Source organism: Streptomyces sp. NBC_00076 (assembly GCF_045041235.1).
Taxonomy (GTDB): Bacteria; Actinomycetota; Actinomycetes; order Streptomycetales; family Streptomycetaceae; genus Streptomyces.
Window position 1 is genome coordinate 571,055 of the sequence record NZ_CP108242.1, and the last position, 25,855, is coordinate 596,909.

General features: G+C 68.9%; 21 protein-coding genes and 2 pseudogenes. 13 read left to right on the forward strand and 10 right to left on the reverse strand.

Annotated elements, in window-relative coordinates:
* Positions 1 to 6: 6 nt before the first annotated feature.
* On the reverse strand, positions 7 to 969 hold the full coding sequence (locus tag OHA64_RS02875; protein ID WP_405607298.1) for a phosphotransferase family protein: 963 nt from the start codon (positions 967 to 969) through the stop codon (positions 7 to 9).
* A gap of 649 nt (positions 970 to 1,618) precedes the next feature.
* Between OHA64_RS02875 and OHA64_RS02880 the strand changes: the two are divergent.
* A pseudogene (locus tag OHA64_RS02880) lies at positions 1,619 to 2,008 on the forward strand (phosphatase PAP2 family protein); the annotation flags it as partial.
* A gap of 42 nt (positions 2,009 to 2,050) precedes the next feature.
* Here OHA64_RS02880 and OHA64_RS02885 read toward each other — a convergent pair.
* On the reverse strand, positions 2,051 to 2,728 hold the full coding sequence (locus OHA64_RS02885; protein WP_405607301.1) for a response regulator: 678 nt from the start codon (positions 2,726 to 2,728) through the stop codon (positions 2,051 to 2,053).
* Positions 2,729 to 2,735: 7 nt separating this feature from the next.
* Positions 2,736 to 4,187 carry a sensor histidine kinase gene (locus tag OHA64_RS02890; RefSeq protein ID WP_405623829.1) on the reverse strand — a complete coding sequence of 484 codons (1,452 nt, stop codon included), beginning with the start codon at positions 4,185 to 4,187 and terminating at the stop codon, positions 2,736 to 2,738.
* A 424-nt stretch (positions 4,188 to 4,611) separates the two neighbouring features.
* On the opposite strand from OHA64_RS02890, the gene OHA64_RS02895 reads away from it, so the two are divergent.
* Positions 4,612 to 5,346 carry a dienelactone hydrolase family protein gene (locus OHA64_RS02895; protein ID WP_405607304.1) on the forward strand — a complete coding sequence of 245 codons (735 nt, stop codon included), beginning with the start codon at positions 4,612 to 4,614 and terminating at the stop codon, positions 5,344 to 5,346.
* Between the two features lie 276 nt (positions 5,347 to 5,622).
* Here OHA64_RS02895 and OHA64_RS02900 read toward each other — a convergent pair whose 3' ends face one another.
* Positions 5,623 to 6,474 (reverse strand): class I SAM-dependent methyltransferase, encoded by an 852-nt coding sequence (locus OHA64_RS02900; protein WP_405607307.1) that lies wholly within the window; start codon positions 6,472 to 6,474, stop codon positions 5,623 to 5,625.
* Positions 6,475 to 6,596: 122 nt separating this feature from the next.
* Here OHA64_RS02900 and OHA64_RS02905 point away from each other — a divergent pair, with 122 nt between their 5' ends.
* A complete protein-coding gene (locus OHA64_RS02905; protein ID WP_405607309.1) occupies positions 6,597 to 7,631 on the forward strand; it encodes a hypothetical protein in 1,035 nt (344 codons plus the stop codon).
* A 191-nt stretch (positions 7,632 to 7,822) separates the two neighbouring features.
* Here OHA64_RS02905 and OHA64_RS02910 read toward each other — a convergent pair whose 3' ends face one another.
* Entirely contained in the window at positions 7,823 to 8,773 is a 951-nt protein-coding gene (locus OHA64_RS02910) for a LysR family transcriptional regulator (RefSeq protein WP_405607312.1), read from the reverse strand.
* 83 nt (positions 8,774 to 8,856) lie between these two features.
* Between OHA64_RS02910 and OHA64_RS02915 the strand changes: the two genes are divergently transcribed.
* Together OHA64_RS02915 and rph are read left to right on the forward strand one after the other, a co-directional pair.
* Positions 8,857 to 9,618: a sulfite exporter TauE/SafE family protein gene (locus OHA64_RS02915; protein WP_405607315.1), complete on the forward strand. Its 762-nt coding sequence runs from the start codon at positions 8,857 to 8,859 to the stop codon at positions 9,616 to 9,618.
* A gap of 550 nt (positions 9,619 to 10,168) precedes the next feature.
* Entirely contained in the window at positions 10,169 to 12,775 is a 2,607-nt protein-coding gene (rph, locus tag OHA64_RS02920) for a rifamycin-inactivating phosphotransferase (protein WP_405607318.1), read from the forward strand.
* Positions 12,776 to 12,998: 223 nt separating this feature from the next.
* Here rph and OHA64_RS02925 read toward each other — a convergent pair whose 3' ends face one another.
* A complete protein-coding gene (locus OHA64_RS02925; RefSeq protein ID WP_405607321.1) occupies positions 12,999 to 14,294 on the reverse strand; it encodes a phosphatase PAP2 family protein in 1,296 nt (431 codons plus the stop codon).
* Between the two features lie 270 nt (positions 14,295 to 14,564).
* Here OHA64_RS02925 and OHA64_RS02930 point away from each other — a divergent pair, with 270 nt between their 5' ends.
* The 4 genes from OHA64_RS02930 to efeB all read left to right on the forward strand — a co-directional run bounded on the left by OHA64_RS02930 (position 14,565) and on the right by efeB (position 18,935).
* Positions 14,565 to 15,059 (forward strand): NUDIX hydrolase, encoded by a 495-nt coding sequence (locus OHA64_RS02930; RefSeq protein ID WP_405607324.1) that lies wholly within the window; start codon positions 14,565 to 14,567, stop codon positions 15,057 to 15,059.
* Between the two features lie 71 nt (positions 15,060 to 15,130).
* A complete protein-coding gene (locus tag OHA64_RS02935) occupies positions 15,131 to 15,346 on the forward strand; it encodes a hypothetical protein (RefSeq protein WP_405607327.1) in 216 nt (71 codons plus the stop codon).
* Positions 15,347 to 15,549: 203 nt separating this feature from the next.
* Positions 15,550 to 17,595 (forward strand): iron uptake transporter permease EfeU, encoded by a 2,046-nt coding sequence (gene efeU, locus OHA64_RS02940; RefSeq protein WP_405607330.1) that lies wholly within the window; start codon positions 15,550 to 15,552, stop codon positions 17,593 to 17,595.
* A gap of 56 nt (positions 17,596 to 17,651) precedes the next feature.
* A complete protein-coding gene (gene efeB / locus OHA64_RS02945) occupies positions 17,652 to 18,935 on the forward strand; it encodes an iron uptake transporter deferrochelatase/peroxidase subunit (RefSeq protein WP_405607333.1) in 1,284 nt (427 codons plus the stop codon).
* A 76-nt stretch (positions 18,936 to 19,011) separates the two neighbouring features.
* Here efeB and OHA64_RS02950 read toward each other — a convergent pair whose 3' ends face one another.
* Positions 19,012 to 19,632, reverse strand: coding sequence for an amidohydrolase family protein (locus OHA64_RS02950; RefSeq protein WP_405623830.1), 621 nt, complete (start codon positions 19,630 to 19,632; stop codon positions 19,012 to 19,014).
* Positions 19,633 to 19,747: 115 nt separating this feature from the next.
* Here OHA64_RS02950 and OHA64_RS02955 point away from each other — a divergent pair, with 115 nt between their 5' ends.
* Entirely contained in the window at positions 19,748 to 20,056 is a 309-nt protein-coding gene (locus OHA64_RS02955; protein ID WP_405607336.1) for a hypothetical protein, read from the forward strand.
* Between the two features lie 250 nt (positions 20,057 to 20,306).
* Complete coding sequence (locus OHA64_RS02960; protein WP_405623831.1) at positions 20,307 to 20,810, forward strand: dirigent protein; 504 nt, start codon at positions 20,307 to 20,309, stop codon at positions 20,808 to 20,810.
* Positions 20,811 to 20,854: 44 nt separating this feature from the next.
* On the opposite strand, the pseudogene OHA64_RS02965 reads toward OHA64_RS02960, so the two are convergent.
* The 3 genes and pseudogenes from OHA64_RS02965 to OHA64_RS02975 all read right to left on the reverse strand — a co-directional run.
* A pseudogene (locus OHA64_RS02965) lies at positions 20,855 to 21,481 on the reverse strand (alpha/beta fold hydrolase); the annotation flags it as partial.
* Positions 21,482 to 21,488: 7 nt separating this feature from the next.
* The gene (locus OHA64_RS02970) at positions 21,489 to 21,773 is read right to left on the reverse strand and encodes a hypothetical protein (protein ID WP_405607339.1); all 285 of its coding nucleotides are present in this window, start codon (positions 21,771 to 21,773) and stop codon (positions 21,489 to 21,491) included.
* A complete protein-coding gene (locus tag OHA64_RS02975) occupies positions 21,770 to 22,588 on the reverse strand; it encodes a phytanoyl-CoA dioxygenase family protein (RefSeq protein ID WP_405607342.1) in 819 nt (272 codons plus the stop codon). The genes OHA64_RS02970 and OHA64_RS02975 overlap by 4 nt, the downstream gene beginning before the upstream one ends.
* 70 nt (positions 22,589 to 22,658) lie before the next feature.
* Here OHA64_RS02975 and OHA64_RS02980 point away from each other — a divergent pair, with 70 nt between their 5' ends.
* On the forward strand, positions 22,659 to 23,444 hold the full coding sequence (locus OHA64_RS02980) for a helix-turn-helix domain-containing protein (protein WP_405607345.1): 786 nt from the start codon (positions 22,659 to 22,661) through the stop codon (positions 23,442 to 23,444).
* 78 nt (positions 23,445 to 23,522) lie between these two features.
* On the forward strand, positions 23,523 to 25,610 hold the full coding sequence (ligA, locus tag OHA64_RS02985; protein ID WP_405607348.1) for an NAD-dependent DNA ligase LigA: 2,088 nt from the start codon (positions 23,523 to 23,525) through the stop codon (positions 25,608 to 25,610).
* Positions 25,611 to 25,855: the final 245 nt, after the last annotated feature.

The window sequence follows — 25,855 nt, forward strand, 5'->3', positions numbered from 1 at the left end:
GTTGACTCAGCCCAGCGCGTCCATCAGGGCCGTGACATAGGCATCCAGCCGCTCCTCCACGGCCCGCGTCGTCAGCTCCGCCCTCCCCGCCTCCCGCCACGGCCGCGCCACCCACTGCGCATCCCCCGCGAACGCCAGCCCGTCCAGCAGACGCCAGTACAGCCGCTCGCTCGCAGCCGCGGCCAGCACCCCGCCGGCCTCCTCATACGCCTCGGCGAACCGCAGACCCCACGCAGGACCGTGCAGCAGGGCGAGATTGGTGGAGCAGTGCGCCACATCGAGGTCCGCCGGGCCCCAGGAGGTCTGTACCCAGTCGACGACCCCCGTTATCCGGAGACCTGCCGGGCTTGGGGGCAGCACGTCGAACAGCACGTTGCCGGGGTGGAAGTCCCGGTGCAGGAACCGCCCCTCGTACGGCGGCGCAGGTCGGCGGATCACGGCGGTCGCCGCGGCCCATGCCGCCGCGTCGGCGCCGTTAGGAGGGACGACGGCGTCGGCGGTCGTCCACGCCTCATACTCCCGGGGCCGCTCGGCGGGTCGCAAAGCGTGGATCGCCACGAGTTGACGGGCCAGCAGAGGGAGGCGCGCCTCCAATCCCTCGTCATCGAGGACCGTCCGGCCCGCCAGATGTGTCATCAGGAGCGACGGATACTCGCAATGCGCGGCGGCCGGATCAACCGCGACCGGTCCGGGAGCCGGCACGCCGGTCCCCGTGAGCAGGGTGAGGACGTCGGCCTCGCGGTTCAGCAGGTCCTCGGCGTGCTCAACGAAGTACGGGTCGACGAAGGTCCGCAGCACCATGTCGCGGGTGTCCCCGTCTCGCGTGCCGACGGTCAGCCGTCGCATTTCGGCGGTGATGCCGCCGTGCAGCTCCTCGATATTGACGATCCGTTCGCCGGACTCCAGATACCGGCTCACCCAAGCCAGGGTCAACGGTCGGACGACCCCCGCCTCATCGTGGTTGATCACCGTGCCACCCCATCATCCGGACGGCGGCACGCGCAAAGGATTTCGTTGAGGGCAGCACGAGGGCTACTGAGTGCTGTCCTGCGATGGTCTCCTGGCGGCCGCCGCACTTGTCGGTCGGCGAGCGAGCCGGGTTCCGCCTGCGTTGCGCCCCGTAGCTCCCGTACCTGCGAGTGCCGAAGGAACTGCTCGACATGGTCGGCGAGGGTCTCCGGGGTGGAGGAGGACGGGGTGCGCCGTCAGCAGCTCGCACCGCGTCTCACCGGACTGCACAGCCGCGACCAGGACGGCCGTCCGGTGCCGTGGGTGAGGTTCATGGAGCCGTCAACCCTGACGATCGGCATAGGCCGCTGTTGCCGTTCGGCTCGGGTTTCTGGCTGTCCCCGCTTCTAGGTTCAGGCCCATGGAACAAGAACCACGAGAGAAGACCAGAGCTGGTCGGCTGTTTGGTGCGGTGGGCGTCCTGGGTGTGGGCGCGGGAGCGGTCGTCTGGCTTTCCCCGGGTGGACTGGGCGAAGCCGGTGCCGTCCAGGTCACCGGAGGAGCATCGGCGTCCGCGTACCGGTCGGTGACTGGGGCGGTGGCAGATGCGCCGTCGTGGCTGGTCCCACTCCTGGAACCAGCCACCGAGGGCACGCTGGTGATTCTCGCAATGTTGCTGGCCTGGACGTGGTGGACAGCCATCCGCCTCAAAGACCTCCGAGAGGCAGCCGGGTCCGTGTTGACCGGATTCGGCACTGTCGCGGCTTACGCGGTGAGCGAAGCAGTGAAGCTGGTGGTGGACGAGGAGCGGCCTTGCCGCGCGCTGCGCACGGGGGTCGACCTCGTCGCGGAGTGCCCCGGCGCGGGAGACTGGTCCTTCCCGAGCAACCACGCCACCTTGGCCGCCGGGCTGGCCGTCGGCCTGGCGGTGCTTCGGCCGCGCCTTGCCGCAGTCACTCTGCCGCTGGCCGGGGCCGCCGCGCTGCTGCGCGTGTTGGTGGGGGTCCACTACCCGCACGACGTGCTGGCCGGAGCTGTCCTCGGCGCCACTGTGGTGGTGGCCGTACTCCTCACGTTCCTGCCGCCGGCTCAGCGGGTGGCATCACGGCTGGGGCGGCGGAGGAACGATCCCGGCCTCGTGGGCGACAACCGCGGCAGCGGCCCGGTTGTCCACGCCCAGCCGGGCCAGAATGGAACTCACATGGGCCTTCACCGTCCCCTCCACCACATGCAACCGCCGGGCGATCTGCCCGTTGGACAGCCCACTGCCGAGGAAAGCCAGCACCTCCCGTTCCCGAGCGGTCAGGGAGTCGACTCGGGCGCGGGCGACGGAGCGCCGGCCGGCCAGGGCGCCCGCGCCCGTCGCGGAGAGGTGCGCGACGACTCGGGCCGCGACCTTCGGTGACAGGTAGGCGGCGCCGTCGGCCACCGCCCGGACGCCGACGATCAGTTCCTCGGGCTCGCCCGACTTGATCAGGAAGCCGGCCGCGCCACCGCCGAGTGCCCGCAGGATGTAGTCGTCCTCACCGAACGTCGTCAGCATGACGACGCCCGTGCTGGGCGCGGTGCTGCGGATCTCCGCCGCCGCGTCGATGCCGTTCATCCCCGGCATACGGATGTCGAGCACAGCGACCGCTGGGCGGTGACGCCGGACCAGTTCCACGGCCTCGTGGCCGTCACCGGCCTCGGCGACGATCTCGATGCCCGGATCCGAGGCAAGAACTGAACGTACTCCCGCACGGATCATGGGCTCGTCGTCGGCGATCAGCACCCGGATCATCGGACACTCACGGGGTGAGCGTGTCCTGGGACACCAGGATGCCGCCCCGGAAGCAGAGCCGGTAGGCGTCTCCGGACCGGTCGTCGAACCGGTCGGCCGTCATCGCGTAGTACTCGCACGTTATGCCGTCTCCTGTCGGCTCGGCAGTCAGCGGTCGGTAGTTCGTCTGCCGGTCCGGCAGGAAACGCTCCACCTCAGAACGATCTTGCCCCAGGCGAAGGCGGGCGAAGTCACCGGGTTCCAGGACCGATCGGGACGCCGACAGCATCTCCCACCCCATGAGTGCTGCGCTCAGCACCGCTCCCGCCACCAGGGGCACCATGACCGCGGCGACCAGGACCCTGCCGACGCGTCGTCGAGCACGACGATGTTCCTGCGGCAACTCGTCGTCGGCCCAAGAGACCGCGGGCGCGAGAAGCCGTGACGGCGTTGACGAGGGCGCGTGCGGGATCCGCGCGGCGACGGCATAGCCCCCGCCGCGCGGACCATGGTCGAACGAACCGCCGGCCAAGCGCACCCGTTCGTCGAGACCTATCAGGCCATACCCTCCGCTCCGGGGCCGGGGCGGAAGGCTGGCAGCGGACGACGGCGGGCCGTTCTCCACGACTACTTCTGATTCCGTTGCCGTATGCGTCACTTGGACGCTCGCCGTCGCGCCGGGCGCGTGCTTGGCAACGTTGGTCAGCGCTTCCTGCACGACCCGATGAACCGCCCGCTCGACCACCGGTGGCAGGTCGTCCGCCCTGCCGTCGGTGCTCAACTTCACCGCGAGCCCGGACGCGGACGCCTCTGCGATCAGGTCTGCGAGACAGGAGCCGTCAGGGTCCGTCGGCGCGTCACCGGCCTCCTCACGCAGCACACCGATCACCTCGCCGAGACGCTCCACTGCGGCGGCCGCCCTGGCCCTGATGTCACCTGCGGCCCTTCGATGGTGCTCTTCAAGGCCCGGGGCGAGCTTCAGGGCACCGGCCGACAGGGCGATCAGGCTGAGGTCATGGCCCAGTACGTCATGCATGTCCTGCGCGATACGCGCCCGTTCGCGCAGCCTTGCCTGCTCAGCGAACAGCTCCTGCTCGCGTTGCAGTTGCCCCGCACGTTCCCAACCCGCCCGGACAAGCTGTTGGTAGTGGCACCAGAATCGGCCCGCGAACCAGGGCAGCATCGTGGCGACCACCACCAGTGTCACAAACCGGCCGCCCAACGGCAGCCAGGCAGGCACGACGGACAATGCCACCACACCGGCCGCGAGAAGCCCGACCAGAGCGAGCACGGTCGGCGCCATTGGCCCAGGCCGCCGTCCGGCCAGGAACGCGGCGAGGGCAGTCGGGACAGCCCACCACGGGTTCACCGTGCTCAGACCGGCGGCCGTCACCGCGGCCGCTGTCAGAAGGCTCCCGCCTGGATCCAGCGTCTGCCGGGAGACCGTCGTCCCCGCCCGAGTCCCGCTGTTGGTCACCATGCTGTCCACGGAAGCGACGGTACGGACACCGGGAGCCGTCCGACACTGCCGAAAGTCCAATCCTTCCCGCAGGTCCGCAGGAGCGGCGTGCCGTCCTGGCTGGACCAGGGTTGCCCGCCCCCGACGCAGGCGTCGACATCCTGCTCGTGCAGGTCCATCCGCAGACGGGCCAGACCTGGACCCCGTCGCCCCGCCTACATCGGCATACCCGGTGGCATCGATCCTGTCCGGTCGGCTACGCTGCGCGGCGATGACTACCGGGACGGCCTTGCGCCACACACGGATTGGTGACCCGGCGCTCCTCTGAGCGCCGTACGGGCCGGTGTCGGCCCGCGGTTGGATCGAGGGTCTGGCGCCGTTGCGCGGGCTCCGCCTCCTGTCGTGTTGATCACAGCTCGACACGTCAACCACGACAGGAGATCTCATGCGCACCAAGATGCTGCACATTCCCACCGCGGATGGTCTGGCCGACGCTTTCGCCACCTTCCCGGACGATGGTGAGCGGCACCCAGGGGTGCTGATGTACGCGGACGGTTTCGGTATCCGGCCCGTACTGCGGGAGATGGCCCGCGAGCTGGCCGGGCACGGCTACTACGTGCTCGTCCCCAACCTCTTCTACCGGCACGGTCCGGCACCGGTGATCGACCTTCCAGAGCACATCGGAGAAGAGGTCCGGCCCGCGGTCTTCGCCCAGCTGATGCCCTTGATCGAGGCGCACACCACGGAACGTGTCCTGAGCGACGCGGACGCCTATCTCAGGTTCCTCGCCACCCAGCCCGAGGTCGGTGCCGGACCGGTCGCGGTGACCGGCTACTGCATAGGCGGCCTCCTGGCCATGCGCACCGCCGCGGCCCACCCCGGCCAGGTGGCCGCCGTCGCCGCATTCCACGCTCCCGTGGGCGCCGACGGGCCCGACAGCCTCTCCACACTCACGGCCCAGGTACACCTCGGCCACGCCGAAGGCGACATCACCCCTGAAGCCCTCGGCGAGTTGAACCAGGCCCTGGACGCCGCGGGTGTGGGCTACACCTCCGAGATCTACCCCGGCACCGTCCACGGCTTCACCATGTCCGACACCGACGCCTTCAACCCCGCCGCGCTGCAACGCCATTGGGACCGCCTGCTGCCCCTCCTCGACCGCACCCTGGGCAACAGTTGAGGCTCCGGCTCGGACACCAAACCTGAAGCACATGGCTCCCTGGTCGCAGCGATGTTTCGAAGCATCGTCAGGTTCAGGTATCTCGGGGCACGTCCCCTCCGCCAGCTCGCCGTGCTGCCCGAACGCCTCCGTCAACCCCATCGTTCAGATGATCGATTCCAAGGTGTTCAGTGGTCGTAGGCGGTCAGCCCGCGCATAACCAACTGGCCGCGCATGAACCTGGCTCCACTCATCGGGCCCCCTTGGAATCGATCATCCAGGGAAGCGGGAGGCGCTCTACCGGCGGACCGCCGAGATCAGTCCGCCGGGCTGCTCCTCGCGCTGCGGCGGGGTGCTGATCGGGCGGCCGTAGGCGGCAGCGCGCTCGCGCAGGGTGTGGCTGGCGGCCTCCCAGCCATGCCCGGCCAGCCAGCCCACCGGGTCGTCGGGCATCTCCGAGACCCACATGGACGCCGCCGATCCCGGCTGGGCTTCCGCGCCGAAGCGCTCGATCACGCCGCGCGAGCCCAACGTCAGTCCCATCCGACTGCCTGCCGCCGACTGCGCGCTGATCCGGGCCAGCAGCAACTCCACCGCGTCCTCGGGCAGATAGATCAGCAGTCCTTCGGCGATCCAGGCGGTCGGCACGGCCGGGTCGTGCCCTGCGGCGGCCAGCGCGCCTGGCCAGTCCTCACGCAGATCCACCGCGACGGTGATCCGCTCGCAGCGTGCGACGGCCCGCTCCTGGCGCAGCACCGAAGCCTTGAAGTCCAGTGGGGCGGCGGTGTCGACCTCGAACAGCCGGGTGCCTTCGGGCCAGTCCATCCGGAAGGCCCGGCTGTCCATGCCGGCGCCGAGCAGCACGACCTGTCGGACCCCGGACGCGGAGGCGTGCTGCAACAGGTCGTCGAGGAACTTCGTCCTGATGACGATGGAGAACGACACGGCCAGCCGGCGGCGTCGCGCGGCCTCGTCATCGGGCAGCGGCGGCGAGGAGGGCCACAGGCCGCCGGCGGTGGCGAAGGCCTGTGCCAGTGGGTCGCGGAACAGCGCGTTCTCCCGCTCGGTCTCCAGCGCCCGCACCCTGGCCACCCCCACCGCCGTGGCCCACACTCCCGACGGCTGCACCCGCTCCTGCTCATCAGTCACCGCGCCAGCCTAGATGAACGATTCCAAGGGGACCTGATGAGTGGAGCCAGGGTCATGCGCGGCCAGCCGGTCATACGCGCGCTGACCGTATCAATGTCAGTGCCTCCTTTTATCTTGACGCCATGGAGATCACCAAACGGACGCTCGCGGAGGCCTGGCAGCGGAGGGCCGCGCGACACGCCCTGCTCGACGAGGTCGAGCTGCCGCCCGTGGCGCTCTCCTCCCACGAACTGAAGCAGTGGGCCGAGCGTGCTGAGGAGGCGGAGGACGGCGGCCTGTGTCTGCTGCTGGACGAGAACGGCACGGTGCGCGGCCACCGCGGTCCCTACCGGGAGGTCTTCGCCACCCGCGACCTCGAGCAGGTGCTCTACCTGGTCGCCGAGGCCGCGATGCGGCGGTGCGGCGGCAGCCTCGAGGAGGTGGCCGACGCGCTGGACCGGATCGATCCGGCGTGGGGCAGGCGTTTCCGCGGTGGCGGCCTGGAAGACCCCGGGACGGTCGAGGCGTGTGGGCGTGACCCGCTGGAGGGGCTCGCCTGGATAGCCGGATCCTGGCGTGAGCAGGACCCGTACACGACCCTTGCCTTCTTCCGTGCGGCGCCCGGTCGAACCGTCGACGCCGAGCGGCTGGCCCTGCTGTACGGGGCCGATCCCGCACAGGTCGCAGCCGGTATGCGACTGAAGGACCTGCAGGCCGTGGACAGCGGCCGGGCCCACTGGGACCGCCAGTGGGAGAGCTGCTGTTTCGGGCAGGCGGGCGGGTGGACGTATCTGCTGTACCACGACACGCCGCCGGGGTCCTTCGCCGACAAGGAGGCGTACGCGGCGCTCGGGATTACGGAGAGCGTGTGGCTGACCGCCACCTCCGCGAAAGCCATCTACACCTTCGACTACATGCGGAACGGTCGCCGCGTCGACGACTGGGGGGTGCTGGAGCTGATCTGGTACGAGCGCGGCCGCGCCCCCTATCTGCGGGGCGGCGAACTGGATTTCCTCAACCGCGCCGTACGCCGTGCCGAGCTGGACCACCCCGAACTGACCAGCACGTTCGAGCTGTACTTCCACGCCTTGGAGGATTCCCTCGGCCTGCGCCTGCCGCGCGGGGACTTCGCGGAGGGGGAGGTGCGGGCCGCGTACTGGGCCGGGGAACAGCGGTGAGCGCGGCGAGAGAGCGCGGGAGAGCTCACGGAGCAGAGGCAGGTTACGGTGGCGCTTGAGGCGTGCGATCCGGAAGATCACCCGCCCTCTCAGTCAACATGACGACACCGCCGGCGGATTGCGACGGCTCTGAACACGCGGTACCGGTCGCGGCTACGGCGCGAACGCGCCCGGCCTGTGCCGCTGCTCGGTCAGCTGTCCGGGAAGGGTCGCCGACGGGCGGGGTCTTCGTGTGCCGTGCGGGAGGAAGGTTCGGACAGTGCCGCGTGGCGCAGGTGTTCGGCGAGCGCCTCGGTAGCCGTCGGCAATGCGCGGTCCTTGACGCCCCAGGCCAGCACATGGTGGCGACGAGCCCAGGAGTCCTGCAGTTCGCATACGTCGAGTGGCTGGTGGGGGTCGATGGCGCGACGCGGCACGACGGCGAGCCCGACGCCGGCGGCAGCGAGGGCGACGAGGACGTTGAGGTTTGCGACGGTCGTGCGGTTGCGCACCACTGGAGCGTGGGGCCCGAGGTGCTTCTCGATCCAGCGGCGCAGCGAGGAGTCGGCGTTGAGACCGACGAGAGGGTGCTCGGCGACCTCGGTGTAGGTCAGCGTGGTCCGGTCGGCGAGGACCCCTCCGGCCTGGCCGATCACGACGAGGGAGTCGTCGCCGAGGGGCTCCATCTGCAGGCCGCAGTCTTGGGCCTCGTCGTCGAGCACGACCCCCAGGTCCGCCTCGCCGTCGGCGAGCATCCGCACCGTCCGCGGGGTGCGGCTCTCGGTCACTGTCACGTCGACGTCCGGGTGTGCGCGGAGGAACGAGACCAGGGCCTGCGGCACGAGCCGATGCATCGCGGAGCCGCCGGCCAACAGGATCAGCGGAGTGGTCGGGGACCGTGTGTAGCCGGCGATGGCGCTTTCGAGCCGCGTGGTCTGGGCGAGCACGTCGCGTGCGTGGCGGGCCAGGGTCGTCCCCGCCGGCGTGGGCCGCACGCCGCGCCGACCGCGGACCAGCAGTGCGACGCCGGCGTTGTGCTCCAGTGAACGCACTCTCGCGCTGGCCGAAGGAAGGCTCAGATGCATCCGACGAGCGCCCGCCGTGATCGACCCCTCCGCCACGATGTGCAGAAAGAGCCGCAAGTCGTCCAAGTCATAGCGCACCGGCTCAGACTAAGGCCCAGCCTTAGGCTGAGTGCGCCGATTGCGCATTGTGCGACAGCTGGTCACAGGGTGATGCTCGGCTGGTGTCGGAGTTATTGCTTGTCCTGCTGGCCGGTGTCGCCGCCGGAGTGCTCAACGCCTTGGGTGGTGGGGGTACGTTCGTGGCACTGCCCGCTCTCGTCGCGTTCGGACTGTCACCGGTGACGGCGAACGCGTTGTCGCGGGTAGCTCTGGTGCCCGGGGCCGTAGCCAGCGCATGGGTCTACCGACGCGAACTCACCCCGGTCGGTTCGACGTCCACGAAGTCGCTGACAGTGATCAGCGTGATCGGCGGCGGAGTCGGTGCGGGCCTGCTGCTGGTACTGCCGGCATCGTCGTTCGACGTCGCGGCGCCGTGGCTCCTCGCCTTCGCCACGGTGATCCTGATGGTCGGACGCCGCCTCTCCCAGCTGTTGAGCACCTCGCTGGGCAGCTCGGTCGGCATGAGTGCCCGGGCCGTCCTGATCGGGCAGTTCTGCCTCGCTGTGTACGGCGGATACTTCGGCGGTGCCGTAGGCATCTTGATGCTGGCTCTGTGGAGTATCGGTCTCGGCCTCGACGCCGCGGTCAGCAACCCGATGCGGATCGCACAGCTCGCGGCCATCTACCTCAGTGCGACCGTGCTGTTCCTCATCGCCTCGGACGCACTGACCGCTCCGCTTCTCCTCAGCACCATGCTGGTCGGTGCCTTGGTCGGCGGCTACGCCGGCGCCCACCTCGCCCGACGTCTTCCCGACTGGCTGCTACGGGGCGTCATCCTCACCACCGCCGTGACCATGACCGTCCTGTATTTTTTGCGCGGCTGACCACGCGGGGAACGGTTTCCTGGCCTCCGCCTCGATCCGCAGTTCGGCGAAGATCTGCTTTCGATACACGCCCTGGAAGCCCTGGCCGGATCCGCCAACGCCTCGCAGCGGATGGCGAGTTCGGCATACGTCTTGTTGATTTTCACCAGGGCGGCGAAAAGGCAAAGGCAAGGAGATCCCTCTCCCTGCCTCTCCTAAGTTATAGCGCGCTGGGGGGCTTGCGGCAAGGCCCGGGTCGTGGCGCAGAATCGTCGGCCGAGGCCACTAGCTGCGGAAATGAGGGCCACGACGTGCGTGGGTTGTTGTCGACGTATGGGGACGCGGTGACGTCGAACCAGTTATGGAACCGGCAGTGCGATTGCGGGCGTTCGGTACGGAGGTGCGGGGGCTGCGCGCCGACCGCCTGGGCGCCGTGGGCGGCCGACTGGCCAGAGGGAAGGCGACCAGAAATGAGGACGTGCCCGACGGCGGGTTCGACAGAGCTGGAGATGCCGGTGATTCGATCGGTCAGCGCGGTGCGACGGAGCACGGCTGCCTCGGAGGTGTCGCAGTGATCGAGCCCTACGTGTTGGGTCTTCAAGAGATTGACGAGATGCAGGCCGGGGTCGTTGGTGGCAAGGGCGTGCACCTGGGCAGGCTGTCGCGGATCGAGGGCATCCGCGTACCGGGTGGCTTCTGCGTGACGACGGAGGCCTTCCGGCGGGTCATGGCCGAAGCGCCGCCGATCACCGACCGGCTGGATCAGCTGTCGCGCCTGAGCCTCGACGACCGGGAGGCGATCCGCACGCTCAGCGCGCAGATTCGCCGGGCCATCGAGGGGGTCGCCATCCCGGGCGATCTCGCGGCGGCGATCACCGGCTCGCTCGCCCAGGTCGGCGAGCGAGCCGCCTATGCCGTCCGATCCAGCGCGACGGCAGAGGACCTGCCGACGGCCTCTTTCGCCGGCCAGCACGACACGTACCTGAACGTCGTGGGGCCGACGGCGATCCTCCAGCACGTCAGCCGGTGCTGGGCCTCGCTGTTCACCGAGCGGGCGGTGACCTACCGCCAGCGCAATCGCATCGACCACCGGGCGGTCCACATGGCCGTGGTCGTGCAGCAGATGGTCTTCCCGCAGGCGGCCGGCATCCTGTTCACGGCCGACCCCGTCACGGGCAACCGGAAGGTCTCCACCGTGGACGCCGGCTTCGGCCTCGGCGAGGCCCTGGTCTCCGGCCTGGTCAACCCGGACGTGTTCAAGGTGCGAGACGGTGAAGTCGTCTCGAAGACGATCGCCGCCAAACAGCGTGCCGTGCACGCCCTTTCGGCCGGCGGTACGCAGGAAGTGGCGATCGACTCCCAGCGGCAGGAGCAGCCGTCGCTGACGGATGCGCAGGTCGTGCGGCTCGTGCAGCTCGGGCGGCGGATCGAAGCGCACTTCGGGCGCCCGCAGGACATCGAATGGTGCCTGGTCGATGACGACTTCCAGATCGTTCAGAGCCGGCCGATCACGACGCTGTTCCCCATCCCCGAGACCAGCGACCAGGAGAATCACGTCTACGTCTCCGTCGGTCACCAGCAGATGATGACCGACCCCATGAAGCCTCTAGGGCTGTCCATGTGGCAGCTGACGGCCATGGTTCCGATGCACGAGGCCGGCGGGAGGCTGTTCGTCGACGTCACCCGGCGATTGACCTCGCCCGCGAGCCGCGCCGGCCTCCTGGACGTCATGGGAAGAGGCGATCCGCTGGTCAGGGACGCGCTGGAGACCGTCCTGGACCGCGACGATTTCGTCCCGTCGCTCCCGGACGCGGGTCCCGGTGGGCCGCCGGCCGGCGGCGCGTCCGCCCCGATCGAGACGGATCCGGCCATCGTCACCGAGCTGATCGAGCGCAGCCAGGTGTCCATCGCCGCCCTGGAGCGCGACATCCGGACGAAGACCGGCCCGGCGCTGTTCGACTTCCTGCTGGAGGCCTTTGAGGAGCACAAGCGAGTCCTCAGTGATCCGCTGAGCATCCAGGCGATCATGGCGGGGATGGAGGCCACCTGGTGGCTCAACGACAAGCTGCAGGAGTGGCTGGGCGAGAAGAACGCGGCTGACACGCTCACGCTGTCCGCTCCCGACAACATCACCTCGGAGATGGGACTGGCGCTGCTCGATGTCGCGGACGTGATCCGCCCGTATCCGGAAGTGGTGGCGTTCCTGCAGGGTGTTGAGTACGTCCAGGACGAGGTCTTCCTGGACGAGCTGGCGAAGCTCGCGGGCGGGCCCGAAGCGCGCGACGCCATCGATGCCTACCTCGACCGGTACGGCATGCGCTGCGTCGGCGAGATCGACATCACGAGGCCACGGTGGCGCGAGCGCCCCACCACGCTCGCGCCCGTGATCCTCGACAACGTCAGGAACTTCGAACCGGGCGCCGCCGAGCGGCGCTTCGAGCTAGGGCGGCAGAAGGCGCAGAAGAAAGAGCAGGACGTGCTGTCACGCTTGCGGGCCCTGCCGGACGGGGACCGTAAAGCCGACGAGGCCAAGCGGATGATCGACCGGGTCAGAACCTTCATCGGGTACCGGGAGTATCCGAAGTACGCCATCGTCAGCCGCTACTTCGTCTACAAGCAGGCCCTGCTGGAGGAGGCCGAGCGCCTCGTGCAGGCCGACGTACTGGCTGGGAAGGAGGACATTTCCTACCTCACGTTCCAGGAACTCCACAATGTCGCGCGCTCGAACCAGGTGGATGACCAGCTCATCCAACAGCGCAAGGACACGTTCCAGTCGTACCACGCGCTCACCCCGCCCCGGGTTCTCACATCGGACGGTGAGGCCGTCAGCGGGTCGTACCGGCGCGACGACGTGCCGGCCGGCGCCCTGATCGGCCTAGCGGTTTCCGCCGGGACCATCGAGGGGAGGGCCCGCGTCATTCTTGACATGGCGGAGGCCGATCTCGATACGGGCGACATCCTGGTCACGACCTTCACTGACCCCAGCTGGTCGCCGCTGTTCGTCGGAATCGCGGGGCTGGTGACGGAGGTGGGCGGCTTGATGACCCATGGCGCAGTGATCGCTCGGGAGTACGGCCTGCCTGCCGTCGTGGGCGTGGAGCGGGCAACCCGGCTGATCCGGGACGGGCAGCGGATCCGCGTGCACGGAACCGACGGGTACGTCGAGATCCTGCCCTAGCCTTGCTGTTCCGGTACCGGGCATGTGGTTTCAGCACCGGCCGTTCGCAGGCACAGCTCGCGCCGGCCTCCACGTCGGTCATGCCCTGCGGAATCCCGTGCCGACGAACATGAGCGGCCGACGAACATGAGCGACGGCAGGTCCCTGCGGTGGGCGGGGACCTGCCGTACCTGATGTTGTGCAGCCGCCTCAGGCACTCGGCGGCGGCCTGATGGAACACGGCTCAAGCGAGTTCGGGTTGCGGTTCCGGTTGCCGCACGGCTACAGCCGTCGGTTCCCATAGCCTGGTGGTCCGTACGTAGCCGTAAACCACTGAGGCCATCGCCAGAATGAGAAGTGATCCGGACACCACCTGATGTCTGGCCATCTCCATCGGAAGATAGCGGTACGCCACCAATAGCGCAGCAAAGACCGTCGCCCCGTGGACGACCAGCTGGATCCCTGGCCGGTCCCAGCCACGGTCGAGCGAACGCAGCGCTCCCTCGATAGTGAGCACGAACACAATGCCGGCGACGAGATCCACACCGTAGTGGTAGCCGAATCCCAGCGTCGCGCCGAGCGTGGCGATCAGCCAGAACGTACCGGCGAACCGCAGGAGTCGTGGACCCTTACGGGAATGGATGAAGATCGTGGTGGCCCACGCTGTGTGCAGGCTGGGCATGCAGTTTCGGGGAGTGAACTGGTCGTATGACATCGGGTGCGGCGTGGTGATCGGCAGCGGTACGTCCGGCCACAGATTGGCCGCCGCCCAGTGCACGCCGCCGGTGCCGGAGGCGCCCGGGCCGTAGGCGAAGACCGGTCCGACCACCGGAAAGATCATGTAGATGCCCGGCCCGAGGAGGCCGATCACCAAGAACGTGCGCACCAGGTGATGGCTCGGGAAGCGGCGCTCGACCGCTACGTGACGCAGTTGGTACAGCGCGACGACGATCGCGGCCACCGCAAGTTGCGCGTAGACCACTTGGAGGAGATGGGGGCCGATCGGGTCGGTGGCCTGGAGAAGGCGGCCTGCCAGCCACGAAGGGTTGCCCAGCGCATGATCGGCGGTTGCCACGTACTGGTCGAGCACCGTCGGGCGGGTCTTCGACGTGATGAACAGCCAGGTGTCGCCGGTCTTGCGGCCGGCCACCAGCAACAGGCCCAGCCCGACGCCCTTCAGCAGCAGGACACGTTCCCGGCCGGTGCGGCGCGTAACAGCGATGACCCCATAGCCCAACATCACCCACAACGCGCCATTGCCGAAGAAATGACCCTCGGCCACCTTGACGCCCGCCGCCCACCTCACCAGCACGAAAACGACGTCTATGCCGATCGCGACACCAGCAGCAATGATCCGTTGCCGCCACGAGAGCACCACCGTCATCAACGCCATACCGCCGTACAGTGGCCCTGGTTTCGGGGCGAATATCACCTCTTTCAGCTGATTGGTGATCGGCCCCGGTTGACCGTAGCGGCGTGCGGCGACCTCCAAAGCGACAAGGAGTGCGAGAGCCGCCACACCTGCTGCGCCCCACAGCATCACTCGCCGCTGAGGCCACGCGGTCGACTCACTTCTACTGTTTATTCGTGAAAACACACTCAATGCCCTAGATTTCAATCTTTCGACCGATTTGCTTCATATAAGCTTGCTGGGTGAAAAGTGATGGGATTAATCATCGCTAGCTAGAAGATGCTATGGGCTCGTAACGCGATCATGATTGATATTTCTTGAGCCGTCTCCACCAGATGAGTCAGCAAGCCAGCGATGCGCCGATCGCATCACGCTTGCCCAGACGGTTAGCGTGTCCGGATGCCACCGGTGAACCTGCGTCACTCAGTACGCGCGATCATCCTCGACGAGGACGACCGCATCCTTCTCTGCCGGTTCGCGATTCCAGAGCCGGCGGGAACAGTGGTGTGGGCAGCTCCGGGCGGCGGAATCGAGCAGGGCGAGACGCCGCTTGCCGCACTGCGTCGCGAACTGCGGGAAGAGGTGGGCCTCGCGGTCAGGCGCGATCCGCCGCACGTGTGGCACCAGGAAGTGGTGGCGCCCGGACACGCAGCGGGCTACGACGGTGTGGTCAACGACTACTTCCTCGTGCGTACCGCCGGGTTCAACCCGCGCGGGACGCTGTCCGACGACGAGCTCGCCGCGGAGAACATCAGCGGGCTGGAGTGGTGGCACCCGCAGGAAGTCGCCCGTTATGACGGTCCAGACCTGTTTTCCCCCCGCGACCTTGCGACTCCTTTGACGGCATTGCTCACCTCTGGTGTTCCAGCCGCGCCCGTGCCGCTCGGCCTCTGAGTACACAGCCTGGCGTTTGAGCATCTTGACTCACCGTTGGCGGCGAGCGGGTCACCTGTCACGATCAGGCCGTGGTCAACCTTTCGAAGATCGTGAGACAGGCAGACGTCTTCCTCGACCTGATGGGCGTGGCGGTCGGCGCGATGCTGTTGATGGCGGGCATCGGGACCTACCGCGACGGTGGATCCTTGGGCTGGCCCATAGCCGGAGCAGTGCTGTTTCTGATCAACGTCTGGGTAGCCGGGCGTCGATTCGCCCGGCGCAGGAGGCCGACGCCGTCGCCATAGCGAGGTGGCCGGGGCGATGAGACGGAGCCGTTCCAGCACCTCGCCAACCTCGGGCGCCCGAGCGGATCAAGGGTTTTGCCCCGGCAATACCGCCGCATGACCGATTGACCACGAGCCTGCGGTCATGATGGTCCGCGTCATAGTTAGGTTTGCCTACGCTAAATGAACGCTGTTCGTGGCGGAGGCCGCCCGGGGAGGGCCGCATGTGGGATGACGCGTTTCCGAGCTTCCTGATCGGACTGCGGGAAGGACTCGAAGCCGGACTCATCGTCTCCGTCCTCGTCGCGACCCTCGTGAGGGCCGACGCCCGCTCCCGGCTGCCGCAGGTGTGGACCGGCGTGCTCGCGGCGATCGGGCTCGCGATGAGCTTCGGCGCGGTGCTGACCTTCACCGTCGCGTCCCTGTCGGCCACTGCCCAGGAAACGTTCGGCGGCACCCTCAGCGTGGTCGCGGTCGCCTTCGTCACCGCGATGGTGTTCTGGATGCGCCGCTCTGCCCACAACCTGTCCGGCGAGATCAAGGACAAGGTCACCGGGTCGCTCACCATGGGCGCGAGCGTGCTGATCCTCACCTCCTTCCTCGCCGTGGGCCGGGAGGGCCTGGAGACCGCCCTGTTCCTGTGGACCACCGCCCAGGCGGCCGGCGAGTCCGGCGGCCCCCTGACCGGTGCCGCCATCGGCCTGGTCCTGTCGGTCGGGCTGTGCTGGTGCCTGTACCGGCGGGTCCTGAAGATCAACCTGACGAAGTTCTTCACCGCCACCGGAGCCGTCCTCATCGTGATCGCGGCCGGCGTCCTCGGCTACGGTCTGCGCGACCTCCAGGAGGGCGGCGTCCTGTCCGGCAGGACGGCCTACGCCGTCGATCTGAGCGGCAGCGTCGACGCCGGCTCCTGGTACAGCACCCTGGTCCAGGGCGTGTTCAACCTGACGCCGACCATGACCTGGCTCCAGGTCGTCGGCTACGCCGGATACCTCGCCGTGGCCATGACCTTGTTCGTCCGCGGCGTACACATCACTACACCGAAGCCCGCCCCGGACAGGGAGGCGCCCCCGGCCAGGGAGGCACCCGCCCAGGACGCCCCGCCCGCACGGCGCCGCCCCGCCTGGGTGGTTCCCGTCGCCGTCGTCACCGTCCCCGCGCTCCTCGCGGGCCTCGCCGTCGCTGTCGGCCGCCCCAAACCTTCCGCCGCCCAGACCGTGGCGGTGTCGGAGAAGGAGTGCGGCAAGGGCTTCACCGCGCCGAAGCCCGGCCCGCAGACCTTCCAGATGCACAACACCGGCGATCAGACCTCCGAGGTGTACCTCGTCGACCCGGCCACGAACGCCGTCTACGGGGAGATCGAGGGCCTGGCCCCCGGCACCACCCGTGCCCTGGTCGCCACCGTCGCCGGCGGGACGTACGCGTGGCGGTGCGTGCCCACCAACGGCACCGCGGTCACATCCAAGGCAGTCCGCGTCACCGGCGGCGACGGTGCGAAGGCGGTCGTCCCGGTCTCCGAGCACGACCTCGCCGGCCCGCTCGCGCAGTACCGGACGTACGTCGACAAGGGTCTGGCCACGCTCGTGGCCCAGACCCGCACCCTCGCCGACGACATCAGGCACGACCACCTCGGCAAGGCCCGTACCGACTGGCTCACCGCCCACCGCACCTACGCCTCCCTCGGCGCCGCCTACGGCACGTTCGAGGACTACGACCAGAAGATCAACGGCCGGGCCGACGGCCTGACGGGTGGCGTGCACGACACGGACTTCACCGGCTTCCACCGCGTCGAATACGGCCTGTGGCACGGCGAGCCCGCCACCTCGCTCACCGGTCCGGCCCGGCAGTTGACGGCCGACGCCACGGGATTGCGGAAAGCCTTCCCGCGCCAGGACTTCGACCCGTCCGACCTGCCGCTGCGCGCCCACGAGATCCTCGAGAACACCCTGCAGTTCGAGTTGACCGGCGACACCGACGAGGGCAGCGGCACCAACCTCGCCACCGCCGACGCCAACCTCGCCGGCACCCGCGAACTGCTCACCGTCCTCAGGCCGCTGCTGACCACCCGCTCCCCGCACCTGCTGCCGACCCTCGACGCGGACATCGCCCGCCTGCAGAAGCTCCTCGACGCCGCCCGCCACGGCGGCTCCTGGACCCCCGTCGAACAACTCGACGCCCCCGCCGGCGCCCACGTCGACGGAGCCACCGGCCAGCTCCTGGAGGACCTCTCCCCCGTCCCGGACCTGCTGGAGATCCGGAAGTCCGCCTGATGACCACCGCACACCACCGAAGTGACGAGCCCGTACGCAGTGAAGGGAACGCTCCCATGCCGCCCGCCGAATCCCCCGCCCCGCAGGGCGGCTGCCCTGCCGGTGCCGGCCGTCGCTCCTTCGTGAAGACGGCCCTCGGCGCCGGAGCCGCCGGCGCGGTCCTGGCCGGCGGCGGCCTCGCGCTCGCCGGGAGCGGCGGCGGCACCGCTCAGGCCGCCACGCAGACGGAACAAGCCACCAAGGTGCCCTTCCACGGCACTCACCAGGCCGGCATCATCACTCCCACCCCGGCCGCCGCCACCTTCGTCTCCTTCACCGTCATCGCGGACAACCGTGCGCAGTTGGCCGAGACTCTGAAGACGATCACCAGCCGCGCCCGCTTCCTGACCTCCGGGGGCACCCCCGCCGACCTCGGCGTCGGCGCCCCGCCCTCCGACAACGGCATCCTCGGCCCGACCGTCCCCGCCGACGGTCTCACGGTCACCGTCGGCGTCGGAGCGTCCCTCTTCGACGACCGCTACGGCCTCACCAAGGCGAAGCCCCGCCGCCTCACCCCCATGCGGACCTTCCCGAACGACAACCTCAAGCCCGCCGAATGCCACGGCGACCTGTCCCTGCAGATCTGCGCCGACCGTCAGGACACCGTCCTGCACGCGCTGCGCGACATCGCCAAGCACACCCGCGGCGCCCTGCAGATCAAGTGGCGCATCGACGGCTTCCAGAACACGCCCCGCCCCACGGGGGCCCAGCGCAACCTGCTCGGCTTCAAGGACGGCATCGCCAATCCCGACGTCACCTCGGCCCGCGAGACCAACCGCCTCATCTGGGTGGGCGACAGCGACGGCGAGCCCGACTGGACCAGGGGTGGCAGCTACCAGGTGATCCGCGTCATCCGCATGCTCGTCGAGTTCTGGGACAGGGTCTCGCTCAGCGAGCAGGAGCTGATGTTCGGCCGCCGCAAGGACACCGGGGCACCGCTGGACGGCGCCACGGAGACCGATGTCCCCCGCTACGCCAAGGACCCGCACGGCACCGCGATCCCGCTGGACGCCCACATCCGGCTCGCCAACCCGCGCACCGTAGCCACCGACAACTCCCGCATCCTGCGCCGCGGTTACAACTACGACCGCGGGATCGACGGCGTCGGCAACCTCGACATGGGCCTGGTGTTCTGCTGCTACCAGCAGGACGTCAAGCGGCAGTTCGAGGCCACGCAGACCCGCCTGATCGACGAACCCCTCGTCGACTACATCTCGCCCACCGGCGGCGGCTACTTCTTCGCCCTGCCCGGAGTCCGCGACGGCAAGGACTGGTTCGGCCGCGGACTGTTCGCGACGTGAGCTACGCCCTGGGGCCCTCGCCGTACGGACGAGCGCCGCGTACGTGGCGGGCGGCAATCGTCGGCTCCCCGAGGCGCTATCCGGACGGCACCGGGCCGGGACGCCCTGCGGAGCCCAGCCGGTACGTTTCTGTCGCGGTACCGGAGAAGAGCCTTGCCCGCTCGTCGGCGCTGAAGTCGGCTGTCAGTTCGCTGAAGGCGCTGTAGAGCCGACTGAAGGTCGAATACAGGCTGTCCACCGGGAAGTTGCCGGCGAACATGCTGCGGTCGGGTCCGAACGCCTCGATCGCCCCCAGCACAACTGGCCGTATCGAATGGGCAGTCCAGTGGTGGTCCTGCGCCCCGATGCCGGAGATCTTGCAGGCGACGTTCGGGCACCGCGCGAGGTGGCGCATCTGCTCCCGCCAGGTGGCGAGGCTCGGTTCGGTCCGGCTGATCGGCATCCCGGCGTGGTCCAGAATGATCCGGACATCAGGGAAGGCGCGGGCGAGGACAGCCGCCTGCTCCATCTGGTGCGGATAGATCTGCAGGTCGAAGGAGAGACCGAGGGCGGCCAACCGGCCGAAGTTGGTCCGCAACGACGGATCTTCGGTCGGGGCTCGCTGTGTGCGTGTAGACGGGATCGGGGTGCCAGCTGAGGATCTGACGGATCCCCCGCACCCCCGGCTGCGCCGCCTGCCACTCCAGGTCTTGCGCAGCGGAGTCGCCGAGCAGGTCGACCCTGACCACCAGCGCGGAGGGAATCCCCGCGGCCCGCATCACGTCGGCAAGCCAGGTCGTTTCGCCCCGGGGGTCTGCCGCGCCGTTCTCGATGTGTACCGACCCGACCAGGTCGATCTCTCCGACGTCGGCCAGGTAGTGCTCCACGAGATAGTCCCGCCGTATCGGTCTGTCGTCGCCGTGATACGGAAATCCCTGCTCGACCGGCCGCTCCAGCCACGGGTAGGACTGCTGGGAAAAGTTGCACAGATGGTGGTGGGCGTCGACGACAGGGAGGTCTGGCAGCCGCTGTTCCGCATCCCGGTACGGCGCACCGCTCATGACGGTTCCCCGATCGCGGTGCTCTCGAGGGACGTGATGAGGCCCGCGCGCCATGGCCGCTTCAACCGGGTCACTGCGTAAGTCAGCTGCCGCGGCGGAACGGCAGCACGCGCGGCCCCGGCTCCTCGTCATCCGCACCCGCCTTCTCGCTCTGCTGGCTGCTGCCCTCGAACACGCCCTTCGCCTCCTACTGAACGCAGCCCCCGCGTCGATGTCCGCGGGGTAGACGCTCCGGTCGTGTCCCCTGAATGGATTGGTGGAGTCGCGGAGCCGTTCGATCCATATGAGCCTGACCTGGGAATCGGTTAGGTCACATGACAGGAGACGCACCGTGCGGCACTTCAAGCATGTCGGTCTGAGCGCGGCCACTGGACTGGCTGCGCTCCTTGTCTGCTCTCACCCAGCGTTGGCTTCAAGCAACCCCGCCCCCGAACGCACGACTGGCAGGGAGAGGGTCGTCCAGCTGATCGCGAAGCAGACTCAGGCGAGTTCCATCGACGTGGACGGGTCGTCCGGCCCCAGCCAGGGGGACGAACTCGTCATCAGCGGGGATCTCCTTTTCTTCAACAACACGATCGGCACGTTCGGCGAGGTGTGCACGATGACCCGAACGGCCCCACTTGATGAGTTCGACCTGCTGTGCGCGGGTTCCCTCTCGCTGACCCAGGGGCAGATCACCTTCCAAGGACGGTTCACCGTCACCAGCGCCGGCCCTGGCGACATCAACCTCGCGATCACCGGTGGGACAGGGGCCTACCGCACAGCTCACGGCTACATCAACGCCGAAAACGTCAGTGACACAGAGACGCAGCTCACCGTCCACCTCATCAGGTGAGTACCTGAGTCCACGGGGGGGGGAGCCAGACACCCTCAGGATTCTCAGGCGAGGCCCTGGAGGAAGTCCGAGAGTACGGTGTGCAGGGTTTCAGGCTGTTCCAGGTGCAGGTCGTGGCTGGTGCCTGGGATGCTCATGGCCATGGTGGCGGGTCGCTGCCGGAGCATGTCGTCGGCTTCCTGCGCATGGATGAAGCTTGATTGGGCGAGGACCACCAGGGTGGGGCACGCGACCTGCCCCCACTCGTGCCGGAAGGAATGCCGGGCGTTCTCCGCCAGTGAACGGACCATCACGTCGCGGTCGAAGCGAGGCCACCATCCGCCGTCGCGTTCCTCCAGTCCGGCCGCCCAGCCTGCGCCGACCGGTCCCCCGCCGAGGAACCCGGCTGCCGCTTCGCGTGAGGGGAACGGTGTCGGCCACGAGTCGAGCCAAGCACCTATGTCCCCGGGGCCGTTGGGGTTCGGACCGCCCGGGCCGGCCTCGATGAGCACGAGCGCGCGGATGAGGTCGGGATGTGCAGCGGCGGTGAGCATGGCCGTGTGCCCGCCCAGCGATTGGCCGACCAGGACAGGCCGCCGCAGGGTCGGTTGCTCGGCAACGGCGATGACGTCGGCGACGTAGGCGGCGTGGGAGACGTCCTGCGGGCGGCGCTCGCTGGCGCCGTGCCCGCGTCCTGGCTCACACCGTAACGAGTCTCTCGAAGAAGAACTCGTGCTTGAGGAACGACGTCTCGTGTTCCGCTCCCGGGTACGGCGGAACGAGCTGGGCGGCCTGGATGAGACGCCAGCCATCCTCCAGCGCGGCAACCCCCGTCTCGTACGGTGGCTCATCGCTGTCCCCGGTGGTGGGCCGGGTCGCTCCGGTGCCGTCGTAGCGGGCCCATCCGATGACCGGTGAGTCCAGAGCGGACGTGCCCAGGTACAGGACGAGAACCTGCTGCCGCACGGTGTTCGAAGTGGTCACGCGTTGCTCCTCTGCGCAGGTCGGTTGGCGATTCGGGTGGCCCAGTACGCGATGTCGAAGTCGGGGTCGGCGGACAGCGAGCGCCAGAGCCTGATCCGGTTGTGGATCTCCAGACGGCCGGTGGCCGGTTCGTACCAGGGGAAGGTGCGCCCCAACTCCTCACGCACAGCTGGGTCGTTCAGGTCCGTCGTGTCCCAGAGCCGCACCTGCGGCACGGTCGGGTTGAAACGGATCTTGTACATGTGGCGGACGGTGTCGCTGTCGTTGCGCCGCCCGCCGTGCCAGATGCCGTGGTGCAGCAGGACGACCGTACCGGCGGGGCAGGTCAGCCGGGTCTGGCCGCGCAGGTTCTGGTAGCGGCCGGTGTCGGACTCGTTGGTCCGGCGCAGATGACTGCCCGGGACGATGAGGGTGCCACCCATGTCCGCGGTGACCTCCTGCGGGTAGTACATGAGCTGCACGTCGAAGGCGTCTGTCCGCAGGTCGATGAGGGCGTCGGCGTGCAGCGGCTGCGCGCTGCCCTCGCGCGGTTCACGGGTGTGCACGAAGTGGTGGTCGACGGTCGGGTTCGCGCCCACCAGGCTCTCCAACGCGCCCGCGACGGCGGGGAGTTCGACGAGCCGTCTGGCGAAGGACCCCTCGGGGAACGCCTCGGGCACAGGAGTGCCGTACGGCACGGCGGGCAGCCCCGGGGCAAAGACGTCAAGCGCTTCCTCATTGAGTTCCCGGGGCACGATGCCGTCCAGGCGCAGGAATCCTTGGGCCACGAACCGAGCCACCTGGGCAGAACTCAGCAGTTGTCGTGTGGTTGGCATACGGCAACCGTAGAAAGAGATGGCCGGGAAGTCGTGGGCTGTAAACAGCAAGCACTGGTAATTTTCCACCATGCCGCATTCCGTGGAGCTCGCTCTCGACCTGCCTCCGCAGGTGGAGAACGCGGGCGTGGGCGTACACGGGTACGCCGGCCCTCACGACGTGTTCCGGCTGCCGCGACTGTGGCAGCTCCATCTGTACGGCTACTCCGGCACCCTGGAGTTCGGCGGCTTTCGGCATCCGATCCGCCCCGGGCACGTGAGCCTGGTGCCGCCCGGTACAGAAGCGCACTTCCACTACGACGCCACGCGATGCGAGCACCTGTATGCCCACTTCAGGCTGCCGGGCGAGGGCGAGCGGCACCGCGTCCCGGTGATGCAGGACGCAGGTGCGGACGCCGCGGTGCTCAGCGCGATGCTGCGCCAGACAGTCGCGGCCGGAACGCAGTCCCCGGCGCGGGCCGCCGCGGAACTCTGGACAGTGCTGTGGCGCACGACGGGCCTGGCCGGTGCCTCCGGGAACCGCCAGGGGTCCCGGCACCCCGCCCTGCGAACGGCCATGGCCCACATCGAGGAGCACTTGGCCGCCCCGCTGGGCGTCCCGGACATCGCCCGTGCAGCCGGGATCTCGCACACCCATCTGACACGGTTGTTCCGGGACGACACCGGGCTCACGGTCGTCGGCTACATCCGGCGCCGCCGCATGCAGCGCGCCCGGCACCTCCTGATCGCCTCGACGCTGGCCATCCCGGCGATCGCCGCGACCGTCGGTATCCCCGATCTCCAGGCGTTCAACAAGATCTGCCGCAGGGAACTGGGCGCCTCACCGCGAGCCATCAGGCACTCCGGGCGCCGATGAGGGCCTTGGGGACATCCTCGGTGAGGCCGGCGCCGCCTACGAGGGGCAATGTCAGTGGTGGCAGGCAAGATGACGGTCATGACAACACCAGCTGCAGTGATCGTGGATGCCGCCGCCTACGCGCAGGCGGTCGAGGACGCGGTGAAGGCGTCCGCCGCCTACTACGCGGGGGGCACGTCGGTGCTGGACGACGATGCCTACGACCGGTTGGTGCGCGGCATCGCGGCCTGGGAGGCCGACCATCCCGAGCAGGTGCTGCCCGATTCGCCGACGGGGAAGGTCGCCGGCGGCGCCGTTCAGGGCGATGTCCCGCACACGGTGGCGATGCTGAGCTTGGACAACGTTTTCTCGCCGGAGGAGTTCACCGCTTGGACCACCTCACTGGCCCGCCGCGTCGGCCACGAGGTCGAGCGGTTCAGCATCGAGCCGAAGCTGGACGGGCTGGCGATCGCCGCCCGCTACACGGAGGGCCGACTCAGACAACTGATCACGCGTGGGGACGGGACGGCCGGGGAGGACGTCTCGCACGCGGTCGGCACCATCGTGGGCCTGCCCCTCGAGCTGGCCGAGCCGGTCACCGTCGAAGTGCGCGGCGAAGTCCTCATGACCACCGCCCAGTTCGAGCACGGCAACGAGGTGCGTACCGCACACGGAGGGCAGCCGTTCGCCAACCCGCGGGGCGCCGCGGCGGGCACCCTGCGCGCCAAGGAGCGCGCCTACACCGTCCCGATGACGTTCTTCGGCTACGGTCTGCTGCCCCTGGCCGACACCGAGCCCACGCTCGCCGCGCGGCTGGGTGAGAGCGCGCACAGCGACCTCATGGTCCGGGCCGGCAAGCTGGGGGTGAACACCACCGCCACCACCGCGGTGCCCGGCACCACCGCCGACACCGCCGAGCAGGTGCTGGCCCGGGTGCAGGAGATCGCCACTGCACGGGCGGAGTTGCCGTTCGGGATCGACGGGATCGTCATCAAGGCCGATCTGGCCTCCGACCAGCAGTCGGCAGGATCCGGGACGCGCGCCCCACGCTGGGCGATCGCCTACAAGCTCCCGGCAGTCGAGAAGATCACCCGGCTGCTCGAGGTGGAGTGGAACGTGGGCCGCACCGGCATCATCGCCCCGCGCGCCGTCCTGGAACCGGTCGAGATCGACGGCGCCACCATCACCTACGCCACCCTCCACAACCCGGCCGACATCACCCGCCGCGACCTGCGTCTGGGCGACCACGTCATGGTCCACCGGGCCGGCGACGTCATTCCCCGTATCGAAGCACCCGTCGCCCACCTGCGGACCGGGGACGAACAGCCCATCGTCTTCCCCCAAGCCTGCCCGCGCTGCGGGGCCGACATCGACACCAGCGAGCAGCGCTGGCGCTGCGAGAACGGACGTAACTGCCATCTGGTCGCCGCCCTGTCCTACGCCGCCGGCCGCGACCAGCTCGACATCGAAGGCCTCGGCCACACCCGCGTCGTCCAACTCGTCGACGCGGGCCTGGTCGCGGACCTCGCCGACCTGTTCAGTCTCACCCGCGACCAACTCCTGAGCCTGGAGCGGATGGGCGCGACCAGCACCGACAACCTCCTCGCCGCCATCGCCGCGGCCAAGGACCAGCCCCTGTCGCGGGTGCTGTGTGCGCTGGGGGTGCGCGGTACCGGACGCTCCATGTCCCGTCGGATCGCGCGGTACTTCGCCACGATGGACAACATCCGCGCGGCCGATGCCGAAGCGATGCAGCAGGTGGAGGGCATCGGCACCGAGAAGGCCCCGTCCATCGTCGCCGAACTCGCCGAACTCGCCCCGCTCATCGAGAAACTCGCCGCCGCCGGGGTGAACCTGAGCGAGCCCGGCGCCACTCCACCCTCACCCGCGGCCGGTGACGCCGACAGCAGCGCGGGGAGTGCGGATGCGGCGGGCGGGCCGCTGGCCGGAATGACGGTGGTCGTGACCGGCGCGATGACCGGCGTGCTGGAGAAGCTCAGCCGCAACCAGATGAACGAACTCATCGAACGCGCCGGTGGACGCTCCTCCTCCAGCGTCTCCAGGAAGACCACTCTGGTCGTCGCCGGAGAGGGCGCCGGATCCAAGCGGGCCAAGGCCGAAGACCTCGGTATCCGGCTCGCAGGTCCCGACGAATTCGCCACCCTCGTCGCCGACTTCCTCGCGTGACTCCACTCCTTGGGACTCCTTGGGGCGGGGTGGGTGTCCCACCTCACAGCGGCACTCGGGCCGCGCAAGGGAACAACGCGAGGCGGTGGACCGTTCACCTGTATGTGGCTGGCGGAGGGGACAGTGTCCCCGGGCCTCACCTATAGCCCATGGGGACGATCGTCCGGCTGAAGCCCCATGGAGCCTTTCGCCGAGAGGCGACCGCCCTCCGCATGCCACCGCTCACGGCCCCGGCTGGTCTCCCC

Excerpts from the sequence above, each read along its gene's own strand:
- OHA64_RS02980 (WP_405607345.1), top strand. The coding sequence starts at position 22,659 with ATGCCGCATTCCGTGGAGCTCGCTCTCGACCTGCCTCCGCAGGTGGAG.
- OHA64_RS02930 (WP_405607324.1), top strand. The coding sequence starts at position 14,565 with ATGCCACCGGTGAACCTGCGTCACTCAGTACGCGCGATCATCCTCGAC.
- OHA64_RS02925 (WP_405607321.1), bottom strand. The coding sequence starts at position 14,294 with ATGCTGTGGGGCGCAGCAGGTGTGGCGGCTCTCGCACTCCTTGTCGCT.
- OHA64_RS02905 (WP_405607309.1), top strand. The coding sequence starts at position 6,597 with ATGGAGATCACCAAACGGACGCTCGCGGAGGCCTGGCAGCGGAGGGCC.
- OHA64_RS02885 (WP_405607301.1), bottom strand. The coding sequence starts at position 2,728 with ATGATCCGGGTGCTGATCGCCGACGACGAGCCCATGATCCGTGCGGGA.
- OHA64_RS02890 (WP_405623829.1), bottom strand. The coding sequence starts at position 4,187 with ATGGTGACCAACAGCGGGACTCGGGCGGGGACGACGGTCTCCCGGCAG.
- OHA64_RS02975 (WP_405607342.1), bottom strand. The coding sequence starts at position 22,588 with ATGCCAACCACACGACAACTGCTGAGTTCTGCCCAGGTGGCTCGGTTC.
- efeB (WP_405607333.1), top strand. The coding sequence starts at position 17,652 with ATGCCGCCCGCCGAATCCCCCGCCCCGCAGGGCGGCTGCCCTGCCGGT.
- ligA (WP_405607348.1), top strand. The coding sequence starts at position 23,523 with ATGACAACACCAGCTGCAGTGATCGTGGATGCCGCCGCCTACGCGCAG.
- OHA64_RS02895 (WP_405607304.1), top strand. The coding sequence starts at position 4,612 with ATGCGCACCAAGATGCTGCACATTCCCACCGCGGATGGTCTGGCCGAC.
- efeU (WP_405607330.1), top strand. The coding sequence starts at position 15,550 with ATGTGGGATGACGCGTTTCCGAGCTTCCTGATCGGACTGCGGGAAGGA.